A 19,965-nucleotide genomic window follows, 5' to 3' on the forward strand; every position below is an offset into this window, starting at 1 on the left:
ACATTGTCTTGCTCGGCGCGGATAAAATCCGACGGCGTCCACATTTAAGCGCCTTGCATTCTTCGACCATGGCGCCGATATGCCGGGGGCCGCGCCGTGGTCTCGGACCGAAAGGGGCGCGGAGCTTTACAAGGATCTTCCGATGAGCATGCTTTTTCTCCTTTCCAGGCGCGCGGTCTGACGCTCAAGAACCGCCTCATGGTTGCTCCGATGTGCCAATATACGGCCATCGACGGCGCGGCCAACGACTGGCATTTCGCCCATCTCGCCCGCTTCGCCATCGGCGGTTTCGGCTTGGTCATGGTCGAGGCGACCGCGGTGTCGCCCGAGGGACGTATTTCCTACGCCGATCTCGGCCTGTGGTCGGATTTCCAGATCACGCCGCTGGAGCGCATCGTCGCCTTCATCCATAGCCAGGGCGCAGCCGCCGCCATTCAATTGGCCCATGCCGGTCGCAAGGCCTCGTCTCCCGTGCCGTTCCGTCCCGAGGTCAGGGACGAAGACAAGCTGTCGATCGGTTACGAGGATTGGGAGCCGATCGCGCCGAGCCCGGTCATCCATTCCGAGTCCGCCCGGGGCTATAAGACGCCGCGCGAAATGACGCTGGAGGACATCCAGAGCTTCAAGGAAGCCTATGTCGCCGCCGTCGGCCGGGCCGAGGAAGCCGGCTTCGACGTGGTCGAAATCCACGCCGCGCACGGCTATCTTCTCAACCAGTTCCTTTCGCCGCTCGCCAACAAGCGGACGGACGAGTATGGCGGCTCGCGCGAAAACCGCATGCGCCTGCTGCTCGAACTGGCTCAGGCCGTCCGCGCCGCCTGGCCGGCGTCCAAGCCGCTGTTCTGCCGCATCTCCGCCACCGACTGGCATCCGGACGGCTGGACGATCGAGGACAGCATCGTGCTCGCCCGCGAACTCGAGGCGCGCGGCGTCGATGTGATCGACGTCTCCTCAGGCGGCTTCGACGGCGCGTCGATCAAGCCCGGCCCGCTCTACCAGGCCGATCTCGCCGCCCGCATCCGCACTGAATCGGACATTCCCACCGCCGCCGTCGGCCTGATCACCGAAGCACGCGAGGCCGAAGCCCTGCTGACCGAAGGCAAGGCCGATCTCGTGGCGCTGGCGCGCGAAGCGCTCGACGATCCCAATTTCGCCGTCCACGCCAAAGTCGCGCTCGACCCGAGCGACGGAGCCTATGACCTGCATGCGCCGCAGGCCGTTTACGCCGTGCGCGCCAAGGACAAGGTCCTGCGCAAGGGCGCCTACGCCTGATGCAAAACGAAAGGCCCGGAAGCATCGCTTCCGGGCCTTTTTTAATTCTGCTCTTGGACGATCAGACCAGTCGGCTCTGCACCAGCGCCGCCTCGACGAAGCTCGCAAACAGCGGATGCGGCTCGAACGGCCGGCTCTTGAGTTCGGGGTGATACTGCACGCCGATGAACCAGGGGTGATCGGGATATTCGACGGTCTCGGGCAGCACGCCATCCGGCGACATGCCGGAGAACACCAGACCGCAATTTTCCAGACGATCCTTGTAATCGACATTCACTTCATAGCGATGGCGATGACGCTCGGAAATCTCGGTCGAACCATAGATGTCGGCGATCTTGGTGCCCTTCTTGAGCGCGGCGCGATAGGCGCCCAGGCGCATCGTGCCGCCGAGATCGCCCGAGGCCGTGCGTTCTGAAGCTCGTTGCCCTTGACCCATTCGGTCATCAGGCCGACCACCGGCTCGGCCGTCTTGCCGAATTCCGTGGAGGACGCGTGCTCGATGCCGGCGAGATTGCGGGCGGCTTCCACCACCGCCATCTGCATGCCGAAGCAGATGCCGAAATACGGCACCTTGCGCTCACGGGCGAATTGCGCCGCGCGGATCTTGCCTTCCGAACCACGCTCGCCGAAGCCGCCCGGCACCAGAATGCCGTGAACCTTTTCGAGATAGGGCGCCGGATCTTCCTTCTCGAAGACTTCGGACTCGATCCATTCCAGGTTCACCTTCACCTGGTTGGCGATGCCGCCGTGATAGAGCGACTCGATCAGAGACTTATAAGCGTCTTTCAGGCCGGTATATTTGCCGACGATGGCGATGGTGACCGCGCCCTCCGGATTGTGGATGCGGCGGGAGACTTCTTCCCAGGCGTCCATGCGCGGCTGCGGCGCAGGCTCGATGCCGAAGGCGGCCAGCACTTCGTCGTCGAGGCCTTCCTTGTGATAGGCGATCGGAACGTCATAGATCGAGGCGACGTCCAGCGCCTGGATGACGGCGGAGGCGCGCACATTGCAGAACAGCGACAGCTTGCGGCGTTCGGCTTCCGGGATCTCGCGATCGGCGCGGACCAGCAGGATGTCGGGATGGATGCCGAGCGCCTGCAATTCCTTGACCGAATGCTGGGTCGGCTTGGTCTTGAGTTCGCCGGCGGCCGGAATATAGGGCATCAGCGTCAGATGCACATAGACGGCGGTGCCGCGCGGCAGGTCGTTGCCGAGCTGGCGGATGGCTTCCATGAACGGCATCGCCTCGATATCGCCCACCGTGCCGCCGATCTCGCAGATCACGAAATCATAGCCGTCATTGCCGCTGACGACGAAATCCTTGATCTCGTTGGTGACGTGCGGAATGACCTGCACGGTCGCGCCGAGATAGTCGCCGCGGCGTTCCTTGTCGATGATGTTCTTGTAGATGCGGCCGGTGGTGATGTTGTCGGCCTTGTTGGCTGAACGACCGGTGAAGCGCTCGTAATGGCCGAGGTCGAGATCGGTTTCCGCGCCGTCGTCGGTCACGAAGACTTCGCCGTGCTGGGTCGGGCTCATCGTGCCCGGGTCGACGTTGAGATAGGGGTCGAGCTTGCGAAGCCGGACTCTGTAGCCCCGCGCCTGTAGCAACGCCGCCAGTGCTGCGGCCGCGATCCCCTTGCCGAGAGAGGATACCACACCGCCAGTGATGAAAACATATCGCGCCATGGGCTTTATCCGTTACTGCGTCCCGGCTGATTCCGCCAGTCCTGATTTCAACTTCATGCGAAATTGGAACTGCTCGCGCATTCCCAACAAAAAACCGGCAGGTCCAGCCTGCCGGTTCTGTCAGCCATCGAAGGCCTCGTTATTGCGCGGGCGTCTGCTGCCCGCCGGCGGCCGGCGCGGTGGCCGCGCCCGAAGGCTGGGCCGGGGTCGCGGCAGGCTCGGCGGGCGTCGCCGCGGGCTGGGCCGGGGCCGCCGCCGGCTGGGCCGGAGTGACGGCGGGAGCCGCAGCGCCGTTCTGGGCGGGCGTCGCCGCATTGGTGTTGTCGCCGCCGGTCGGGATGGCGTTGGGATCAGCGGGCTTGGCTTCCGGCTTGTTGCCGCCGAGCGAGTCGAGCAAGCCGTTCGGGTTGGAGCCCGAGGTGCTGGTCGGCAGCTGGTTCAGGATGTCGGTCGGCTTGGCCTCATACCGGGCCAGCAGGCCGAGACCGAGCGACGTGATGAAGAACAGCGCGGCGAGAATCGCCGTGGTGCGGGTCAGCGCGTTGGCCGCGCCGCGGGCGCTCATGAAGCCCGAGCCGCCGCCGATGCCGAGGCCGCCGCCTTCGGAACGCTGGATGAGCACCACGCCGACAAGCGCCAGCACGATCATCAGATGGATCACGATCAATACGGTCTGCATAAGTCCTATCCTGTTTGGGCTCTTTCCGGAAAAAGCCCAGTTTCGCGGGCGCTCTTACACGAGCGCACGCCGATTTGAAAGCCCCCGGCGAGCGAAATGCGGGGATCGCCCCGCGATCAGGCAGATGCGGATCAGGAGATCAGCGTCTCATACACGCCGCAAATGGCGAGGAAGTCGGATGATTTCAAGCTCGCCCCGCCGATCAGCGCGCCGTCGACATTGTCGACCGCCATCAGTTCCGCGGCGTTGGACGGCTTGACCGAGCCGCCATAGAGAATGCGCATCTTGCCGCCCTCGTCGCCGAAGCGCGCGACGAGCTCCTTGCGCATGAAGGCGTGCGCCTCGGCGACGTCAGCCGCCGTCGGCGTCAACCCGGTGCCGATCGCCCAGACGGGCTCATAGGCGATCACGGTGTTCTCGGCGGTCGCCGCATCCGGCACGGAGCCGGCGAGCTGCGTTTCCAGCACGTCGAGCGTCTGGCCGCCCTTGCGCTCGGCTTCGGTCTCGCCGATGCAGACGATGGCCGTGAGATCGGCCGCATGCGCCGCTTCCGCCTTGGCGCGCACCAGCGCGTCGTTTTCGCCATGCAGCGTGCGGCGTTCGGAATGGCCGACGATCACATGCGTGCCGAAGCAATCGGCGATCATGTCTGCGGAAATGTCGCCGGTATAGGCGCCGGATTGCGCGGTGTGGCAATCCTGGGCGCCGATTTCCAGCGGGCTGTCGGTCAAAAGCGCGGTCGCGACATAGAGGAGCGTGGCCGGCGGGCAGATCAGCATGTCGATCTTGCCGGAAAGGGCCAGCGCGCCCTCGCCCATGGCCTTGAGTTCGTTGAGCTGCTCGCGCTGCCCGTTCATCTTCCAATTGCCCGCCACGAGCGGCCGAACGTCCGGTGTCATCTCGTCTCTCCCGAAATTGTCCCCGCCGCTCTATCAGAGGCGGGGAAAACCCGGCAAGCGAATTGTGGCAAGAGGGATGTCAGCGCGCGAAGATCCAGTTCAGGCTGTCGCGCCAGTCGGTCATGCGCACCGGCGTGCCATGCGAGCCGGTCTGAAAAAGCACAAAGCGAGTGGGATAACCTTCCTTCTTCAGCGCCTTATAGGCCGCGACCTGCTGCTGCGCCGCATAAACGCTGTCGCGCGAGCCATGGCTGAAGAACAGCGGCAATTTCGCCTGATGCGCGGCGCTTGCCTTGTAATCGGCATCGGTCACGCCGCCCATCACCATCATGCCGCTCAACTCAGCCACCGTCCGCGCATCCCGCGCGATGTTCCAGCAGACGAAGCTGCCCATCGAGGCGCAAGACAGCACAATCCGCGCTTTCGGCGCATTTGCCCGGACAGTCCCGATCAGCGCGACGAAATCTCTGCGGCGCCATCGGCGTCGAAGCTCTTCACCGACGGCGCGATATAGACGCCGCCATTGTCGACGGCGAGATTCTTCAGCCGGTTGAAATTGCCGCCGAAGCGCTTGTCGTTGGCCCCGAGCTTTCGATCGCCGCCGCGGCCATGGATGAAGATCACCGCGAATGCCGCATTCTTCAGCTTGCCGGCGCGGAAAATCTCAACGTCGCGGCCGCCGGCCTCGATCGTCTCGAAATCCTGTTTCCAGCGCACGCCGAGCGAGACATAGTCGCCCTTCACCTCGCGCTCGGGCACGCGATCGCGGCCGTTGATGTCGCGCATCTCCTGATAATCGACGGTGACGAAGTCGCCATCGTCCTCGGAAGCGAGGATTGCGGGATAAGCGAACAACGCGTCCTTGAACGGCTTCAGTTCCAGCGCAGAGGCCGATCCTGTCGCAAAAACCGTGAAGATCGCAGCGATTGCGACGCTTTTCAGCAACTGAACTGTGGACATTGCCTTCCCCCTCGCCTGCATTTCGCATGCGCGCTTGCCTTTCGGCGCTTTCGGACGCAAATCTCGGCCGATCGCGCCTGTCCGCGGCTTCTGGCAGAATCTGCTGATTCGCGGAACCAATCACTTCCGAACAGGACACTATGAGCCAAGCCCTGAACCTATTCGACGACATGCCCGAGAGCCCGAAGCCGGAGCGGCCCGCCGCTGCGCCGCCAAAAGCCGCGCCGCAGGAGCCTGCAGCCAAGTCCGGCGACGACTACGGCGCCTCGGCCATCCGCGTGCTCGAAGGGCTGGAGCCGGTGCGCATGCGTCCCGGCATGTATATCGGCGGCACGGATGAGAAGGCGCTGCATCACCTCTTCGCCGAAGTCATCGACAATTCGATGGACGAGGCGGTGGCCGGCCACGCCAATTTCATCGATGTGCATCTCGACGCCGAAGGCTTCCTCACCGTCAGCGACAATGGCCGCGGCATCCCGGTCGAGAACCATCCGCAGGTTCCAGGCAAGTCGACGCTCGAAGTGATCATGACCAAGCTGCATGCCGGCGGCAAGTTCGACGGCAAGGCTTACGAGACCTCGGGCGGTCTGCACGGCGTCGGCGTCTCGGTGGTCAATGCGCTCTCGGATTTCGTCGAAGTCGAGGTCGCCCGCAATCGCAAGCTCTACCGCCAGCGCTTCTCGCGCGGCATTCCGCAGGGGCCGTTGGAAGAACTGGGCGATGTCCACAATCGCCGCGGCACGCGCGTGCGCTTCCATCCCGATCCGCAGATCTTCGGCGCCCACGCCAAGTTCGATCCCGGCCGCATCTACCGGATGTCGCGCTCGAAAGCCTATCTGTTCGGCGGCGTCGAGATCCGCTGGTCCTGCGCGCCCGAACTCGTGGCCGGCACGGAATATGAAGACAAGGCCGTCTTCCACTTCCCGGGCGGCCTCAAGGATTACCTCGCCGCCCAGATCGGCAAGGATTTCACCGTCACCCGCGACATCTTCGCCGGCAAGACCGAGCGGACGGGCCATGGCTCCGTCGAATGGGCGGTCACCTGGTATGGCGGCGACGCCATGCTGCATTCCTATTGCAACACCATCCCGACGCCCGAAGGCGGCACGCATGAGGCGGGCCTGCGCATTGCGCTCACCAAGGGCCTCAAGGCCTATGCCGAACTGACCAACAACAAGCGCGCCGCCAATATCAGCACCGACGACGTGATGATCTCGGCCGCCGGCATGCTCTCGGTCTTCATCCGCGAGCCGGAATTCGTCGGCCAGACCAAGGATCGCCTCGCCACCGTCGAAGCGCAGCGCATCGTCGAGAACGTCATCCGCGACCCCTTCGACCATTATCTCGCCGACAATCCCAACGAAGCCGACAAGCTGCTCGAATGGGTGATCGAACGCTCGGAAGAGCGCATGCGCCGGCGCAAGGAAAAGGAAGTCAGCCGCAAGACGGCGGTCCGCAAGCTGCGCCTGCCCGGCAAGCTCGCCGACTGCTCGCAGAATTCCGCCGAAGGCGCTGAACTGTTCATCGTCGAAGGCGACTCGGCCGGCGGTTCGGCCAAACAGGCGCGCAACCGCGCCAACCAGGCCATCCTGCCGCTCAAGGGCAAGATCCTCAACGTCGCCAGCGCCGGCAAGGAAAAACTCGGCGCCAACCAGACCATCGCCGATCTCATCCAGGCGCTCGGCTGCGGCACGCGCACGAAATATCGCGAGGAAGACCTGCGCTACGAACGCGTCGTCATCATGACCGACGCCGACGTCGACGGCGCGCATATCGCCTCGCTGCTCATCACCTTCTTCTATCAGGAAATGCCGGATATGATCCGCAAGGGACATCTGTTCCTCGCCGTGCCGCCGCTCTATCGCATTTCCCAGGGCGCCAAGGTGCTCTACGCCCGCGACGACGCCCATCGCATGGCGCTGATGGAGACGGAATTCACCGGCCGCGGCAAGATCGAGATCAGCCGATTCAAGGGCCTCGGCGAAATGTCGCCGCCGCAGTTGAAGGAGACCACCATGGATCCGTCGACGCGGACATTGTTGCGCGTCGATATCGACGAGGTGGATTTCGAAGGAACCCGCGGCGCGGTCGACGCTCTCATGGGCACAAAGCCCGAAGCGCGTTTCCGCTTCATCCAGGAGCGGGCGCAATTCGCAGAAAATCTGGACATTTAATCAGATTGCCCATTCTCGTGAGCCGCACCGACACAGATTGTTAAGGTGCGGGAGGCTATTCTTCTCGCTTCAAGAACGATTGGGTTTCAGAATGCCAGCTTCGCAAACCGCCGTATCACCGGTTACGATCGACGCACGCTCGTTTCAGCGCGTGGTCGTGAGCCTGGCCGGCCGCCTGATGCTGCCGGACTATACCGAGCTCGAATGCAGAGCCGTCGATATGTCGCCGGGCGATATTCATTTCCATTGCGCCGCGCTGCCGAAGATCGGCGACCGGATCATCGCTTATGTCGATCATATCGGCCGGATCGAAGGCTCGGTCATCAAACTCGTCGATCATGGTTTCGTCACCACCATCAACGCCACCGACCGCAAGCGCGAGAAACTCGCCGCGCAGCTGACCTGGCTCGCCAACAAGACCGCGCTCGGCCTGCCCGAAGATCGCCGCCATGAGCGCATCACGCCGCGATCGGCCCGTTCGGAACTGGCCCTGGACGACGGCCGTTCCTATCCCTGCCGCATCATCGACCTGTCGATGTCCGGCTGCGCCATCGAAATCGAGGTGCGTCCGGCGCTCGGGACGCCTGTCCGGCTCGGCACCATGCGCGGCAAGGTCGTGCGCCAGTTTCAGGAAGGCGTGGCGATCGAATTCGCGAGCATGTTGAGCCGCGAGCATTTCGAGTCCTACCGGTAAGAACCCAGATCAGACGGATTTTCGCAAGGCCGGGCCAGACGCCCGGCCTTTCTCGTTGCCGTCGCGCCCTCGCCGGATGACCGCGCCCCGAATCGTTCGAGGCGCGTTTTTTTCGCCTCCAAAAAAGAAAAATTATTTTTTCGCCACTTGCCGGTCAGATCTCGAGCGGGAGGCGCCGGTCGGTCCAGAAAACGCCCCTGCCCCAGAGCGGGACAGATTGTTTCGTCCTGGCACAGCAACGCCATCGAGGCGACAATGCTCTTCCAGTGAACGTTGAGCCAGGAAATTTTTTCGTCTTTTCAAAAGCCTAAGACAGGTTCACTAAAATTTTCGGCGCATTTTGCGCGAATTCGCCGCTTATTTTCGTTTAAATCTCTTCGTATTTTATTCAAGTATACATCAAATAACAACTTGATTTTCCTTGAATTGAATTCTCTCTTTTACTCGTTTTTACATCGAATTCATCTGCGTATATTCGCGAGCGATAAAAATGCTTGTGCCATTGTCTTCTCAACACGGGGAGACAAAAACATGTTCGACACAAGAAGCATCAAAACGATCATCACCGCCGCGGCGATCACGGCGGCGGCGGGCGCGGCTCTGGCCTATTCGCCGAACATGGTGACGCTCGGAAAGACCAATCCGCCGATCGGCCATTACGAATTCTGTCGCGACAACCCCAACGCCTGCTCCGCGAAGCAGGACGACGCCGGACCGATGCAATTGACCGAGGCGGCGTGGAAGACGATCCTGAAGGTGAATTACGACGTCAACACGAAGGTCCAGCCGCTGACCGACCAGGAAATCTATGGCGTCGAAGAGAAGTGGGCCTATCCCACCGACGTCGGCGATTGCGAAGACTATGTGCTTCTGAAGCAGCGACTGCTGATCAAGAAGGGCTTTTCGCCGGCCGACCTGCTGATCACCGTCGTGCTGCAGCCGAATGGCGAAGGCCATGCCGTGCTGACGGTCCGCACGGACCGCGGCGACTTCGTGCTCGACAATATGCGCAACAAGGTCCTTCTCTGGGCAGATACCGAATATACCTATCTCAAGCGCCAATCGACGCTGAGCGCCGCCAAATGGGTGAAGATCGAGGACGATCGCGCACCGGTGGTCGGCAGCTTGAACTGATTGCGGCCAACGCCGCAGAATGACCCTCCAAGGGCCGGTCACGTCCCCAATCCCCGTCCGACCGAGCCCAATTTGCCGGTCCCGTTGTCCCCGGGACCGGCTTTTTCTTATCCATGAACCTGCCTGAGCAATCCGAGCAGCGCCAGGCCGTAGAGCCAGGACCAGGCGAGGACGGCGGCGATCGACAGACCGATCTGGCCGCCGCGCAGCCCGCCGGAGCGGATCTCCATGATGATCCGCTCGCCGAAAAGAGCGGGACCCGCCACCAGCGCCAGGAGAAGACGAAACAGGCGGCCGGATCGGCCCGCCCCCGTCTCCTGCTCGGGACGCGGTCCGTCGAAGATCAGCCGACTTGAATCCACGATCGCCAGAGGCGTCGCCAATCCGATGATCAGGTTGACGACGACGTCGCTCGCTTCCAACATGTGCCACTTCCATCCATCGCAGACGCTTTCCCAGACCGGCAGCAATTTCCGGGCCAGACGCCGCATCCAGCCAGGCGCAGGGCTGCGGCGCTAGCACACGGTCCGAGACTTGGCGTGATCCGCCAGCGCCTGGAGAGACCCTATGCGTGACGACAATTCGGACGCTGACGAAGCCCCGCTTCTGTCGACCTCGTTCCTGTGGAAAGTCGTCGGCGCGCTTGCGGCGCTGTCGGTCGCGTCTCTCGTGCTGTCATATGGGGCAGCCCGTTATGGAGCCTGGCTCGCCCAGGATGGCCGCACCGACTCCGAGGAGCGTCTCGCGGTGACGATCGGCCAGGATACGCTGGCGCTTCCAGCCAACATGTTTCGTTTCCCGGAACAACGGAAAAGCGGCGACGCCGATCAGGTCGACATCGTCGTCGCCTGGCCGGAGATGGCGGGCTATTCGGCGGCGATCGCCGACCGTTTCAACCAGGCCGACGACGGCGGCAACCTTCTTTTCCTGCAATATAGCCAAAGCGTGATGTCGCGGGACATGTCCGGCCGGCTCGAACCGATCTACAGGCGGCTGTTTTCGGGCGAGCCGCAACCCGGCCCGGGCGGGCTTTCGCTGCACCGGCTCGATCCCAACGCCGGCTATGGCGCCGAGGTCATCCTGACCGGCGACGAAACGAGCCCGATGCCGTTCGTCACCCGCTGCATTCTTCCTCAAAACGCCGGCGACGCGACGTCCAGCGATTGCCAGCGCGACATCCATGTCGGACGCGATCTCACGCTTCTTTACCGGTTCTCCTCGAGACTGCTGCCCGAATGGCGCAACCTCGACCGCGCCGTCAGGGATTTCTCCGATCGCCGGCTCGATCCGTCGCCTTGAACCCGGCCGAAAACCGGACTCTCGCAAATGTTCACGAAACGTCCCAAAATGCGGCGTTTCTCGCGTTCGGACCCGGTTTCGAACAACGCGTCAACGGTTTGGTAACGCTAACGACCTATCTTGCGGTTTCGAACTCTCGGCCTTTTCAGGTCAGCGCAACAGAAGCAAAGAGTAGCCTAGTGTCGAAGCCCACATTCTCGTTGCCCTCCCTCAGGGGGAAATGCGTCCTTCTCGCAAAAACCGTTTGCTCAATGGCTCTGGCGGCAACCCTCGTTTTCGCCAACGCCTCTGAAACCGTCGCCGGCCCCAAGCCGGCCTCGATCGTGATCGACGCCCGCAACGGCAAGGTCATGCATCAGGAAGACCCCGATGGTCTGCGCTACCCTGCGTCCCTGACCAAGATGATGACGCTCTACATGGTGTTCGATGCGCTGGAATCCGGCCGCATCTCGCTGAAGACCAAGATCACCATGTCCAAGCACGCCGCGTCGCAGTCGCCGACCAAGCTCGGCATCGGCGCCGGCCGCTCGTTTACGGTCGAACAGGGCATCCTGTCGCTGGTGACCCTGTCGGCCAACGACTGCGCCACCGCATTCGCCGAATTCCTCGGCGGCAGCGAGCCGCGCTTCGGCAAGATGATGACCGCCAAGGCCCGCGGCCTCGGCATGAGCCGCACCATCTATGTCAACGCCAACGGCCTGCCGGACTCCCGCCAGGTGACCACCGCCCGCGACCAGGCGCGTCTCAGCCTGGCGCTGCGCAAGCATTTCCCGCAATATTACGGTTACTTCCAGACCCGCAGCTTCACCTATGGCAAGCGCGTGATCGGCAATCATAACCGTCTGCTCGGCGTGGTCCGCGGCGTCGACGGCATCAAGACCGGCTTCACCCGCGCCGCCGGCTTCAACCTCGCCACCTCGGCGCAGCTCGACGGCCGTTCCATCGTCGGCGTCGTGCTCGGCAGCCCCTCGGGCGGCGCCCGCAACGCCAAAATGCGCCGTCTGGTGGAAGCCTATCTGCCCAAGGCCTCGCGCAAGGGCAATGGCGAAGCCTTCGTGTCGATGGCGTCGAAGAACGCCGTGGAGACCGCCTACGCCGCTTCGTCCTCGGACGATGCGCCGGCCATGCAGGTCGCTTCGGCCGATCACAGCCTCGACCTGCCGCACAGAGGCCCGGTGCCACAGGCCCGATACGACGACGGCGCCCAGGCGCAGGAACTGCAGGCCGACGCCGCCGACACCGTGCCGGTGATCCGCGCCAAGACCGTCAAGATCACCAAGACCGCTTCGCTCGACAGCTCCGTCGGCGCCCCCGACACCAGCGGCCTCTCGGAGATTCCGCAGCGTCCGGTCGCCGAAGCGCAGAAGGTCGACACCGTGACCACCGCCTCCACCGGCCCGTCCGAATCCTATGCGAAGGGTTGGGTCATTCAGGTCGGAACCGCGTCCGAACGCCAGGAAGCCATGAACATCCTCGATCGCGTCAAGGACAAGGGCGGTCGCTCGCTCCGCGCCGCCACCCCCTTCGCCATGGCCTTCTCGAACGGCGGCGCACAGGTCTATCGCGCCCGGTTCGGCGGCTTCGCCGACCAGGACGCCGCCGTCAACGCCTGCAAGGCGCTGAAGCGCAAGGGCGTCAGCTGCTGGGCGGCCATGCAATAAGCTTGAAGAATTCGGCCGCGGCGTGCGTTTTCGCCGCGGTCGCACGGAAACCTCGATTTTGTATTGCGTACGAGGCCCCTCATGTCCAACACGCCGCATTCAGACCTGCGCGACGAAACGCAACGGAAAGCCTATGGCAAGAGCCTCGGTCTTCTGCCGCTGCACGAAGCCGCGCTCAAGCTCGCCGGCATGGGATTGAACCGATCCCATGACAAGACCAAGGATCTGGTGGCGATGCTGCTCAGCCACGGCGCCCGCGCCTGGCGCGCCAACCAACCGCATGTGGCCCTGCACCTGCATGTGCGCTCGCCGCGCGGCAAAGCGCCGGTCAGGTTGCGAATGCGCTGACTGGAAAACATGGATCGACCAGACATGGCGGGGCCGCGAGGCTCCGCCTTTTTCGATTTTAAAGAAGGCCCAGTTCCGCCAGTTCGCGCTTGAGATCCGCCGGCATCTCACCTTGGCCGCCGGCCAGCAGATCGGCCGGCGCATCCTTGGTTTCGAGATAGCGCCACCCCTGGAAGGGCCGCTTCGGCTGCGGCATGGTTTCGATCACCTCGGGCGCGAGCAGCAGGCGGCAGCGGCCGATGCCGTCGGCGTCGGTGAATTCCTCGATGCCGAGCAGCTGCTGGCGGGCCGACAGCACGCCCTTGATCACCCAATAGAGCGAACCGCCGTCCAGCAGGTCCGCCATGCGTTTGGGAACCATGCGCGTGACATGGGCGGAATGGGGTTCCAGGCCGGCGGAGACGGCGAGGCGGGCGCGCTCGTCCACCCATTCGCGGAGATCGTCGATCGATTCGGCGCCGACGCAGAGTTTGATGAGATGAAGAGCCATGGCCCCTTCTCCGTCAGCAAGGCCGCCGCGTCAATGGCGGGACGCGGAGCATCAACAACCGCGTCCGCCGGACTGCATGGTCGGATCAGCACTCGACCACGTTGACGGCGAGGCCGCCGGTCGAGGTTTCCTTGTATTTCTCGCTCATGTCGTGCCCGGTCTGGCGCATGGTCTCGATACAGGCGTCGAGCGGCACGAAATGCTGGCCGTCGCCCTTGAGCGCCAGCGACGCCGCGGTGACGGCCTTGACCGCGCCGAGCGCATTGCGCTCGATGCAGGGCACCTGCACCAGGCCGGCGACGGGATCGCAGGTCATGCCGAGATGGTGTTCGAGCGCGATTTCGGCGGCGTTTTCCACCTGCTCGGGCGTGGCCCCCATCACGGCGGCGAGACCGGCGGCCGCCATGGCGGCTGCGGAGCCGACTTCGCCCTGACAGCCGACTTCGGCGCCGGAGATCGAGGCGTTGTGCTTGATGATGCCGCCGACCGCGGCGGCCGTCAGAAGATAGTCGCGGATGCCGTCCTGATCCCAGTCCTCATGGAAATGCTCGTAATAGCGGATGGTGGCGGGAATGACGCCCGCCGCGCCGTTGGTCGGCGCGGTGACGATGCGGCCGCCGGCGGCGTTTTCTTCGTTCACCGCCATGGCGTAGACCGACAGCCAGTCATTGGCCAGCAGCGGATTGGCCTTGTTGGAGCGCCACTCCTCCTGCAGCTTGTCGTGGATCTGCCTGGCGCGGCGGCGCACCTTCAGCCCGCCGGGCATGATGCCGTCCACCTGCAGGCCGCGTTCGATGCACGAGCGCATGGCGTCCCAGATCCGGTCGAGTCCGGCGTCCAACGCCTCGCGGCTCATCGTCGCTTCTTCGTTGGCGCGCTTCATCTGGGCGATGGTGAGGCCAGATCGGGCCGCCATGTCGAGCATCTGCTTGGCGGTGGCGAAGGGATAGGGAACCGTGATCGCCTCAGGCTTCTTGGCGGCGGCGCGCATCTTCTCGAGCTCGAGATCGGTGACGACGAAACCGCCGCCGATCGAATAGTATATCTGCTTCAGCAGCAACCGGCCCGAGCCGTCGAAGGCCTGGAACAACATGCCGTTGGCGTGCCCGGTGAGCGGCGTCTTCTTGTCGAGCACGAGGTCGTCCTTGGGACGGAAAGCGTAGCCTTCATGTCCCGGCGGCGAAATCCGGCCCGAGGTCTCGACTTCGGCGACGAGCGCGTCCATTCTGTCGGGGTCGACGCTGGCGGCCTTCGCCCCGGTCAGGCCGAGGATCACGGCGCGATCGGAACCATGGCCGATACCGGTGTGAGCGAGCGACCCGTGCAGGCTGACCTTGATCGCGGCGACCTTCGCGCCGGTCGGGCGCGGCCAGTCGGGCGACAGGATGAGATCGAGAAACAGATTGGCCGCGGTCATCGGCCCCATCGTATGCGAGCTCGACGGACCGATGCCGATCTTGAAAACGTCGAATACCGAAAGAAACATGAATAATCGCCTTCCGCCTGTCATGAGCTTTATGCTGGACATTAGTATGGTTTTGACGTTTGTCGCCTCCGAACTTCCGCCAGTCACTGGCACGGGGGCGACATGACGTCGTTTCATGCGCCGGCGCCGCCAGCCATGACGCGGCATGATTTCCAGACTTCGAAGGCAGACGCCGCCCTATGACCCATCTTGATTACATCGCGATCGCTTATTTCGTGCTGCTTTGGGCGCTGTTCAATTGGCTGACCGGCGTTTCGCGCAATTTCAGCCGTATGAGCGTCACGCGCGGCATGGCTATCCACCGCGCCAACTGGATCCGCAATTCGCTCAATCGCGACCTCAAGATGATCGACACCCAGATCATGGCGGGATTGCAGAACGGCACAGGCTTTTTCGCTTCGACCTCCATTCTGGCGCTCGGCGGCTGTTTCGCCCTGCTCGGCCAGACAGAACAGGTGCAGGCCATCTTCGCCGACCTTCCCGCCGTATTTCACAGCAGCCGCGCCGCATTCGAGATGAAGGTCGGCGGGCTCGCCGCGATGTTCGCCTATTCCTTCTTCAAGTTCGGCTGGTCCTACCGGCTGTTCAATTATTGCTCGATCATGTTCGGCGGCCTGCCGATGCACTCCGAGGCCGAGAAGGATCCGGAGGGCGCGCGCCGCGCCGCCGAGGCGGTCATCGCCATGAACGTGATCGCCGCGAAGAACTTCAACGCCGGGCTGCGCGCCATATTTCTGTCGATCGGTTACCTAGGATGGTTCGTCAACGCCTATGCCTTCATGGCCATGAGCACCTTCGTCATCTTCGTTCTCATCCGCCGTCAGTTCTTCTCCGAAGCGCGCGACGCCATTGTCCGAGGCATTGAATCTTGAATCCAGACACGTTTCATGAAGCCGCGCCGCCGAAAAGACGGCAGGCCTGGCTCGACATCGCCCGCGGCCTGGCGCTGTTTCCGATGGCGAGCTATCACTTCATGTGGGACCTCGCCGATTTCGGCTATCTCGCGGCAGACTTTCCCACCTCCGGCTGGCCGAAGATCTACGCGCGCGCCATCGCCTCCACATTCCTGTTTCTCGCCGGTTATTCGCTCTATCTGGCGCATGGCTCCGGCTTCAAGGCGACGAATTTCCTGAAGCGCCTCGGCGTGATCGGCCTCGCCGCCGGCGCGGTCTCTCTGGGCACCTATCTCTGGATGCCGGGCGGTTTCATCTATTTCGGCATATTGCACGCCATGGCGACCGCGAGCATCTTCGGCCTGGCGTTTCTTCGCGCGCCCGTGGCGTTGACGCTCGCGGCCGCCGCCGCCTTCTTCGCCGCCCCGCATGTCATCCCATTGGGAGGAGTCTTCAACCAGCCCTGGCTGTGGTGGCTGGGGCTTGCCGACCAGAACCGGCCCTCTTTCGACTTCGTGCCCATGCTGCCCTGGCTGGCGCCGTTTCTGACCGGGCTGGCCGCCAGCAAATTCGTCAGTTCCCGCGGATGGACGCCGGCGATTAATCTGGGGAAAACTCGCGAAAACCGTTGGAAAACCTATCTGGCCGCAATCGGGCGACACAGTCTCGTCTTTTATCTGGCGCACCAACCGGTGCTGATTGCGATTCTCTATGGGATCAGTCTCGTCGCCCCACCCCCGGCGGTGGATGCGCGCGAGGCCTATATTCAGAATTGCCGACCCAGTTGCGAACGAAACCAGACGCCCGGCTTTTGCCAGTCCTTTTGCGACTGCACGCTGGAACAGCTTTCAAAGACGGATTTGCTGTCGCGATTCCAGTCTGGCGCAATCTCGGTCAGCGATGATCGGATCAAGGATATCGCATTCCAGTGCAGCATTCGCTCCGAATAGGGGCACAATGGCGGGTGGACGAGATGAATGTATATCGCGCAAGACCGGTGACCTATCCGTGGCCGACTGCGTTTTTCCTGATAATCCTTCCACTCTCCATGCTGTGTTACAAGTTTGCCCCCATGCATATGCTGAACGGGGTCCCGCTGCTGCGCATCGCCGCGTCGAGCCTGATGATCGGAGCCGGCCTGTTCCTGGCGATCTGGGCCATCGTGGCGCTCAAGAGCCACCACACGGCGCTCGGCTCGATGAAGAACACCTCGCGACTGGTGACGTCGGGACCATTCAGACTGACGCGCAATCCAATATATCTGGGTTACATGATCGCCGCGCTCGGCGTTGCGCTGGCCGCCAACAATCTCTGGACGGCGGGTCTGGCGGTCTGCGCCGCCGTGGCCACCCATCTCTGGGTCATCAAGCGCGAGGAGCAATTCCTGCAGGCGCGATTCGGCTACGAGTTCGAACGCTACCGCCGGCGCACCCGCCCCTGGCTCTGATCGCCGCGAACGACTTCGAACAACTTGATTGAAAATCAGGTGGAAACGCCGATTTCCGCCAAACGGTTGAGGCAGGACTCCTCGATGCTGTCGAGTTCGGCGATGGTCTCGTCGATATCGCGGCGTTTTTGCCGGAGATCGTCGCGCTTGTCGTCGACCTTTCGCATCAGCAGCTTCAACTGCCCGATCTCTCCCGGCGGCTCCTTGTAGACATGAATGATCTCGCGAATCTCGGCGATGGTGAAGCCGATGCGGCGGCCACGCAGGATCTGCGCGATCAGATGCCGGTCCGCCTGACGGTAGAGCCGGGTGCGGCCGCGCCGTTCCGGATGAATGAGACCTTCATCCTCGTAGAACCTGAGCGTGCGCGTGGAAATATCGAATTCCCGCGTCAACTCGGTTATACTGTAAAACTTGTTCACTGCCATGCTCGCCGCCAGATTCAGGATCGGCGCGAGATTAATTGACCTTGACGTAAAAGTCAATTTTTCTTAGCGCATGCTGAACCAGAGCGTCGCGAGGCCAAGGAAGCCGAAGAAGCCGGTGAGATCGGTGATCATGGTGACGAAGACCGACGACGCCACGGCCGGATCGGCCCCGAACCGGTTGAGCAGCAGCGGCACGAGATTGCCCGCCATCGCGGCGGCGAGGAAATTGATGAACAGCGCCGTGGCGATCACCAGTCCCAGATGGATGTCGTGATACATGAAGCCCGCGACGAGCCCGACCAGGATCGCGAAGATCAGGCCGTTGGTCGTGCCCACTCCCAATTCGCGGCGGATGATGCGGCCGGCGTTGTAAATGTCGAGATCTCGTGTGGCGAGCGCCCGCACCGTTACCGTCATCGTCTGCGTGCCGGCATTGCCGCCCATCGAGGCGACGATCGGCATCAGCACCGCCAGCGCCACCATCTGTTCGATCGTGGCGTCGAACAGGCCGATGACGGTCGAGGACAGGAATGCGGTGCCGAAATTGATGAACAGCCAGAGAAAGCGTGACCGCACGGTCGACAGCACATTGTCGGACAGTTCTTCGTCGCCGACGCCCGCCAGGCGTTTTATGTCCTCTTCCGCTTCCTCGTGAATGACGTCAACCACGTCGTCGATGGTCAGCACGCCCACCAGCCGGTCGTTCTCGTCGACGACGGCGGCGGACAAGAGGTCATACTGCTGGAAGAGCTGCGCCGCTTCCTCCTGGTCCATGTCGGCCGGGATAGAGTGACTGGTCTCGCGCATGATCTCGTCGATCTTGACGCCGCGCTGGGTGCGCAGGATGCGGTCGAGATCGACAGCCCCCAACAGCTTGAAGGTGGGATCGATGACGAAGATCTGTGTGAAGGTCTCGGGAAGATCTTCCTCCTCCCGCATATAGTCGATGCATTGACCGACGGTCCAGAAAGGCGGCACGGCCACGAATTCCGACTGCATGCGCCGGCCGGCCGAACTTTCCGGATAGTCCAGCGCCCGGCGCAGCCGCACGCGCTCGGTGAACGGCAGCTTGGCGAGAATCTCTTCCCGGTCTTCCTGGTCGAGGTCTTCGAGAATATAGACCGCATCGTCCGAATCGAGATCGCCGATGGCCGCGGCGATGGCGTCGTTGGGGATCTGCTCCACGATTTCGAGGCGGATCGCTTCATCGACCTCGGTCAGGGCCGCGAGATCGAAATCGTCGCCGAGCAGCTGGATCAGCGCGATGCGCTGTTCCGGCATCATCGCCTCGAGCACGTCGCCGAGTTCGGAGATATGCAGGCGGCCGACATGACGACGGAGAAAGATGACGTCGCGATCGGCGATCGCCGCGCCGACAAGCGCGAGAAAATCGTGCCGCACCGAGCCGTCTTCAGTGTAGATGTCGGAGAGTTCCGGGCGTTCCGCCGGTTCGAGGGCGTCCAAAACGTCCTGTTCGCTGTCTTTCGACATCGCTCCGCCCCCTTCCCCTTGTCCTGTCCTTCTTCACCCGCGCGCGCCTTCCGGCGCACAGGAGCTGTTGAGCATGAACGGTTTCTCTTTCCGACAAATCCATGGCCGCCCAACGGTGCTAGACGAATTCGCAAGCGCGGTCCACCGAAAATCCCGTCGGGAACATTAGTCGAGGCTGCGTTAATTTTCCGTGCGAAATCAAATTGATGCCGCTTATCTTCGCGCCCTGCCGCCAACTTTACATTTCTTCATGCGCCGGCAAAAACCGCGCAACATCCGCCGTTCATTCTGGCTCCATCGAAAACAGAGCGAAGAAAGGACCAAGCCATGACGCAAGACCTCGAGACGGGCATCGTGGAAGCGCCGAAATCGAATTGGCTTCGCCGCATCGTCATCATCGGCTCCACCACGGCCGTCGTGCTCGGCGCGGGCGCGCTGGCCTTCGCCGACGGCAAGGACGGCTTCGGGCCCGGCGGCATGCGCCAACGGCTCATGCACGGCTACATGGAGTATCGCATGGACCGAATGCTGGACGACGCCGGGGCCGACGACGCGCAAAAGGCCAAGATCAAGACGATCCTGAAGACGGCGATGGATCAGGTTCGCCCCGACCGACAGGAACGTCGCGCCATGCGCGACGGCGCTCTCGACCTGCTGGAAGCCCCGACCATCGACCGCGCCGCGATCGAATCCTTCCGGGCGCAGCAGATCGAAAAGCTCGACGCCAAGTCGAAAATCATTGCCAAGGCCGTCGCCGATGCCGCAGATGTGCTGAACCCCGACCAGCGCAAGAAACTCGTCGACGAGCTCGACGAGATGGGCTTCGGCCGCGGACGCGGCATGGACGGCGACCATCCGCCCGGCATGATGGACGACATGACGCCGAAAGCTCCCTGAACGAGCAAACAGCAGGACGACGAC

Annotated in this window: 18 protein-coding genes and 2 pseudogenes; 11 read left to right on the top strand and 9 right to left on the bottom strand. The window is 63.0% G+C overall.

Annotated elements, in window-relative coordinates; all coding sequences use genetic code 11:
* Positions 1 to 96 precede the first annotated feature (96 nt).
* Positions 97 to 1,272, top strand: coding sequence for an NADH:flavin oxidoreductase/NADH oxidase (locus H2O14_RS02835; protein ID WP_312858540.1), 1,176 nt, complete (start codon positions 97 to 99; stop codon positions 1,270 to 1,272).
* Between the two features lie 61 nt (positions 1,273 to 1,333).
* Here the strand turns inward: H2O14_RS02835 and H2O14_RS02840 are convergent.
* From H2O14_RS02840 to H2O14_RS02855, 4 genes and pseudogenes are all read right to left on the bottom strand, one after another.
* A pseudogene (locus H2O14_RS02840) lies at positions 1,334 to 2,961 on the bottom strand (CTP synthase).
* Between the two features lie 139 nt (positions 2,962 to 3,100).
* Positions 3,101 to 3,640, bottom strand: coding sequence for a preprotein translocase subunit SecG (gene secG / locus H2O14_RS02845; RefSeq protein WP_182826437.1), 540 nt, complete (start codon positions 3,638 to 3,640; stop codon positions 3,101 to 3,103).
* A 131-nt stretch (positions 3,641 to 3,771) separates the two neighbouring features.
* Positions 3,772 to 4,539: a triose-phosphate isomerase gene (gene tpiA / locus H2O14_RS02850; protein WP_182826438.1), complete on the bottom strand. Its 768-nt coding sequence runs from the start codon at positions 4,537 to 4,539 to the stop codon at positions 3,772 to 3,774.
* Positions 4,540 to 4,618: 79 nt separating this feature from the next.
* Positions 4,619 to 5,499: pseudogene (locus tag H2O14_RS02855) on the bottom strand (hypothetical protein).
* Between the two features lie 140 nt (positions 5,500 to 5,639).
* On the opposite strand from H2O14_RS02855, the gene parE reads away from it, so the two are divergent.
* From parE to H2O14_RS02870, 3 genes are all read left to right on the top strand, one after another.
* Complete coding sequence (parE, locus tag H2O14_RS02860) at positions 5,640 to 7,673, top strand: DNA topoisomerase IV subunit B (protein WP_182826439.1); 2,034 nt, start codon at positions 5,640 to 5,642, stop codon at positions 7,671 to 7,673.
* A gap of 91 nt (positions 7,674 to 7,764) precedes the next feature.
* Positions 7,765 to 8,367, top strand: coding sequence for a PilZ domain-containing protein (locus H2O14_RS02865; RefSeq protein ID WP_246697275.1), 603 nt, complete (start codon positions 7,765 to 7,767; stop codon positions 8,365 to 8,367).
* A 549-nt stretch (positions 8,368 to 8,916) separates the two neighbouring features.
* Entirely contained in the window at positions 8,917 to 9,501 is a 585-nt protein-coding gene (locus H2O14_RS02870; protein WP_409526938.1) for a transglutaminase-like cysteine peptidase, read from the top strand.
* A gap of 107 nt (positions 9,502 to 9,608) precedes the next feature.
* On the opposite strand, the gene H2O14_RS02875 is transcribed toward H2O14_RS02870, so the two are convergent.
* Complete coding sequence (locus H2O14_RS02875; protein WP_182826441.1) at positions 9,609 to 9,926, bottom strand: hypothetical protein; 318 nt, start codon at positions 9,924 to 9,926, stop codon at positions 9,609 to 9,611.
* A gap of 142 nt (positions 9,927 to 10,068) precedes the next feature.
* Here H2O14_RS02875 and H2O14_RS02880 point away from each other — a divergent pair, with 142 nt between their 5' ends.
* From H2O14_RS02880 to H2O14_RS02890, 3 genes are all read left to right on the top strand, one after another.
* Positions 10,069 to 10,800 carry a hypothetical protein gene (locus H2O14_RS02880; RefSeq protein WP_182826442.1) on the top strand — a complete coding sequence of 244 codons (732 nt, stop codon included), beginning with the start codon at positions 10,069 to 10,071 and terminating at the stop codon, positions 10,798 to 10,800.
* Positions 10,801 to 11,051: 251 nt separating this feature from the next.
* On the top strand, positions 11,052 to 12,461 hold the full coding sequence (locus H2O14_RS02885; RefSeq protein ID WP_182826443.1) for a D-alanyl-D-alanine carboxypeptidase: 1,410 nt from the start codon (positions 11,052 to 11,054) through the stop codon (positions 12,459 to 12,461).
* Positions 12,462 to 12,542: 81 nt separating this feature from the next.
* Positions 12,543 to 12,809: a hypothetical protein gene (locus H2O14_RS02890; protein ID WP_182826444.1), complete on the top strand. Its 267-nt coding sequence runs from the start codon at positions 12,543 to 12,545 to the stop codon at positions 12,807 to 12,809.
* A 58-nt stretch (positions 12,810 to 12,867) separates the two neighbouring features.
* Here H2O14_RS02890 and H2O14_RS02895 read toward each other — a convergent pair whose 3' ends face one another.
* Together H2O14_RS02895 and H2O14_RS02900 are read right to left on the bottom strand one after the other, a co-directional pair.
* Positions 12,868 to 13,299: a DUF1489 family protein gene (locus tag H2O14_RS02895; protein ID WP_182826445.1), complete on the bottom strand. Its 432-nt coding sequence runs from the start codon at positions 13,297 to 13,299 to the stop codon at positions 12,868 to 12,870.
* A gap of 85 nt (positions 13,300 to 13,384) precedes the next feature.
* Positions 13,385 to 14,785: an L-serine ammonia-lyase gene (locus H2O14_RS02900; protein ID WP_182826446.1), complete on the bottom strand. Its 1,401-nt coding sequence runs from the start codon at positions 14,783 to 14,785 to the stop codon at positions 13,385 to 13,387.
* 179 nt (positions 14,786 to 14,964) lie between these two features.
* On the opposite strand from H2O14_RS02900, the gene H2O14_RS02905 reads away from it, so the two are divergent.
* From H2O14_RS02905 to H2O14_RS02915, 3 genes are all read left to right on the top strand, one after another.
* Positions 14,965 to 15,657: a DUF599 domain-containing protein gene (locus H2O14_RS02905; RefSeq protein ID WP_182826447.1), complete on the top strand. Its 693-nt coding sequence runs from the start codon at positions 14,965 to 14,967 to the stop codon at positions 15,655 to 15,657.
* Positions 15,654 to 16,628: a heparan-alpha-glucosaminide N-acetyltransferase gene (locus H2O14_RS02910; protein WP_182826448.1), complete on the top strand. Its 975-nt coding sequence runs from the start codon at positions 15,654 to 15,656 to the stop codon at positions 16,626 to 16,628. The genes H2O14_RS02905 and H2O14_RS02910 overlap by 4 nt, the downstream gene beginning before the upstream one ends.
* Before the next feature lie 122 nt (positions 16,629 to 16,750).
* Complete coding sequence (locus tag H2O14_RS02915; protein ID WP_182826449.1) at positions 16,751 to 17,125, top strand: methyltransferase family protein; 375 nt, start codon at positions 16,751 to 16,753, stop codon at positions 17,123 to 17,125.
* Between the two features lie 35 nt (positions 17,126 to 17,160).
* Here H2O14_RS02915 and H2O14_RS02920 read toward each other — a convergent pair whose 3' ends face one another.
* Together H2O14_RS02920 and mgtE are read right to left on the bottom strand one after the other, a co-directional pair.
* A complete protein-coding gene (locus H2O14_RS02920; protein ID WP_182826450.1) occupies positions 17,161 to 17,553 on the bottom strand; it encodes a MerR family DNA-binding transcriptional regulator in 393 nt (130 codons plus the stop codon).
* Positions 17,554 to 17,616: 63 nt separating this feature from the next.
* A complete protein-coding gene (mgtE, locus tag H2O14_RS02925) occupies positions 17,617 to 19,044 on the bottom strand; it encodes a magnesium transporter (RefSeq protein WP_182826451.1) in 1,428 nt (475 codons plus the stop codon).
* A 327-nt stretch (positions 19,045 to 19,371) separates the two neighbouring features.
* On the opposite strand from mgtE, the gene H2O14_RS02930 reads away from it, so the two are divergent.
* A complete protein-coding gene (locus tag H2O14_RS02930) occupies positions 19,372 to 19,941 on the top strand; it encodes a Spy/CpxP family protein refolding chaperone (protein WP_182826452.1) in 570 nt (189 codons plus the stop codon).
* The last annotated feature ends 24 nt before the right edge of the window (positions 19,942 to 19,965 follow it).

The sequence above is a fragment of the Rhizobium sp. G21 genome, assembly GCF_014158035.1.
GTDB lineage: Bacteria > Pseudomonadota > Alphaproteobacteria > Rhizobiales > Rhizobiaceae > Rhizobium_E.

What these genes read in the sequence shown, in the direction of transcription:
- secG (WP_182826437.1), bottom strand. Translation starts at nt 3,640, where the DNA reads ATGCAGACCGTATTGATCGTGATCCATCTGATGATCGTGCTGGCGCTT.
- tpiA (WP_182826438.1), bottom strand. Translation starts at nt 4,539, where the DNA reads ATGACACCGGACGTTCGGCCGCTCGTGGCGGGCAATTGGAAGATGAAC.
- parE (WP_182826439.1), top strand. Translation starts at nt 5,640, where the DNA reads ATGAGCCAAGCCCTGAACCTATTCGACGACATGCCCGAGAGCCCGAAG.
- H2O14_RS02865 (WP_246697275.1), top strand. Translation starts at nt 7,765, where the DNA reads ATGCCAGCTTCGCAAACCGCCGTATCACCGGTTACGATCGACGCACGC.
- H2O14_RS02875 (WP_182826441.1), bottom strand. Translation starts at nt 9,926, where the DNA reads ATGTTGGAAGCGAGCGACGTCGTCGTCAACCTGATCATCGGATTGGCG.
- H2O14_RS02880 (WP_182826442.1), top strand. Translation starts at nt 10,069, where the DNA reads ATGCGTGACGACAATTCGGACGCTGACGAAGCCCCGCTTCTGTCGACC.
- H2O14_RS02885 (WP_182826443.1), top strand. Translation starts at nt 11,052, where the DNA reads ATGGCTCTGGCGGCAACCCTCGTTTTCGCCAACGCCTCTGAAACCGTC.
- H2O14_RS02890 (WP_182826444.1), top strand. Translation starts at nt 12,543, where the DNA reads ATGTCCAACACGCCGCATTCAGACCTGCGCGACGAAACGCAACGGAAA.
- H2O14_RS02895 (WP_182826445.1), bottom strand. Translation starts at nt 13,299, where the DNA reads ATGGCTCTTCATCTCATCAAACTCTGCGTCGGCGCCGAATCGATCGAC.
- H2O14_RS02900 (WP_182826446.1), bottom strand. Translation starts at nt 14,785, where the DNA reads ATGTTTCTTTCGGTATTCGACGTTTTCAAGATCGGCATCGGTCCGTCG.
- H2O14_RS02905 (WP_182826447.1), top strand. Translation starts at nt 14,965, where the DNA reads ATGACCCATCTTGATTACATCGCGATCGCTTATTTCGTGCTGCTTTGG.
- H2O14_RS02915 (WP_182826449.1), top strand. Translation starts at nt 16,751, where the DNA reads ATGCATATGCTGAACGGGGTCCCGCTGCTGCGCATCGCCGCGTCGAGC.
- H2O14_RS02920 (WP_182826450.1), bottom strand. Translation starts at nt 17,553, where the DNA reads ATGGCAGTGAACAAGTTTTACAGTATAACCGAGTTGACGCGGGAATTC.
- mgtE (WP_182826451.1), bottom strand. Translation starts at nt 19,044, where the DNA reads ATGTCGAAAGACAGCGAACAGGACGTTTTGGACGCCCTCGAACCGGCG.
- H2O14_RS02930 (WP_182826452.1), top strand. Translation starts at nt 19,372, where the DNA reads ATGACGCAAGACCTCGAGACGGGCATCGTGGAAGCGCCGAAATCGAAT.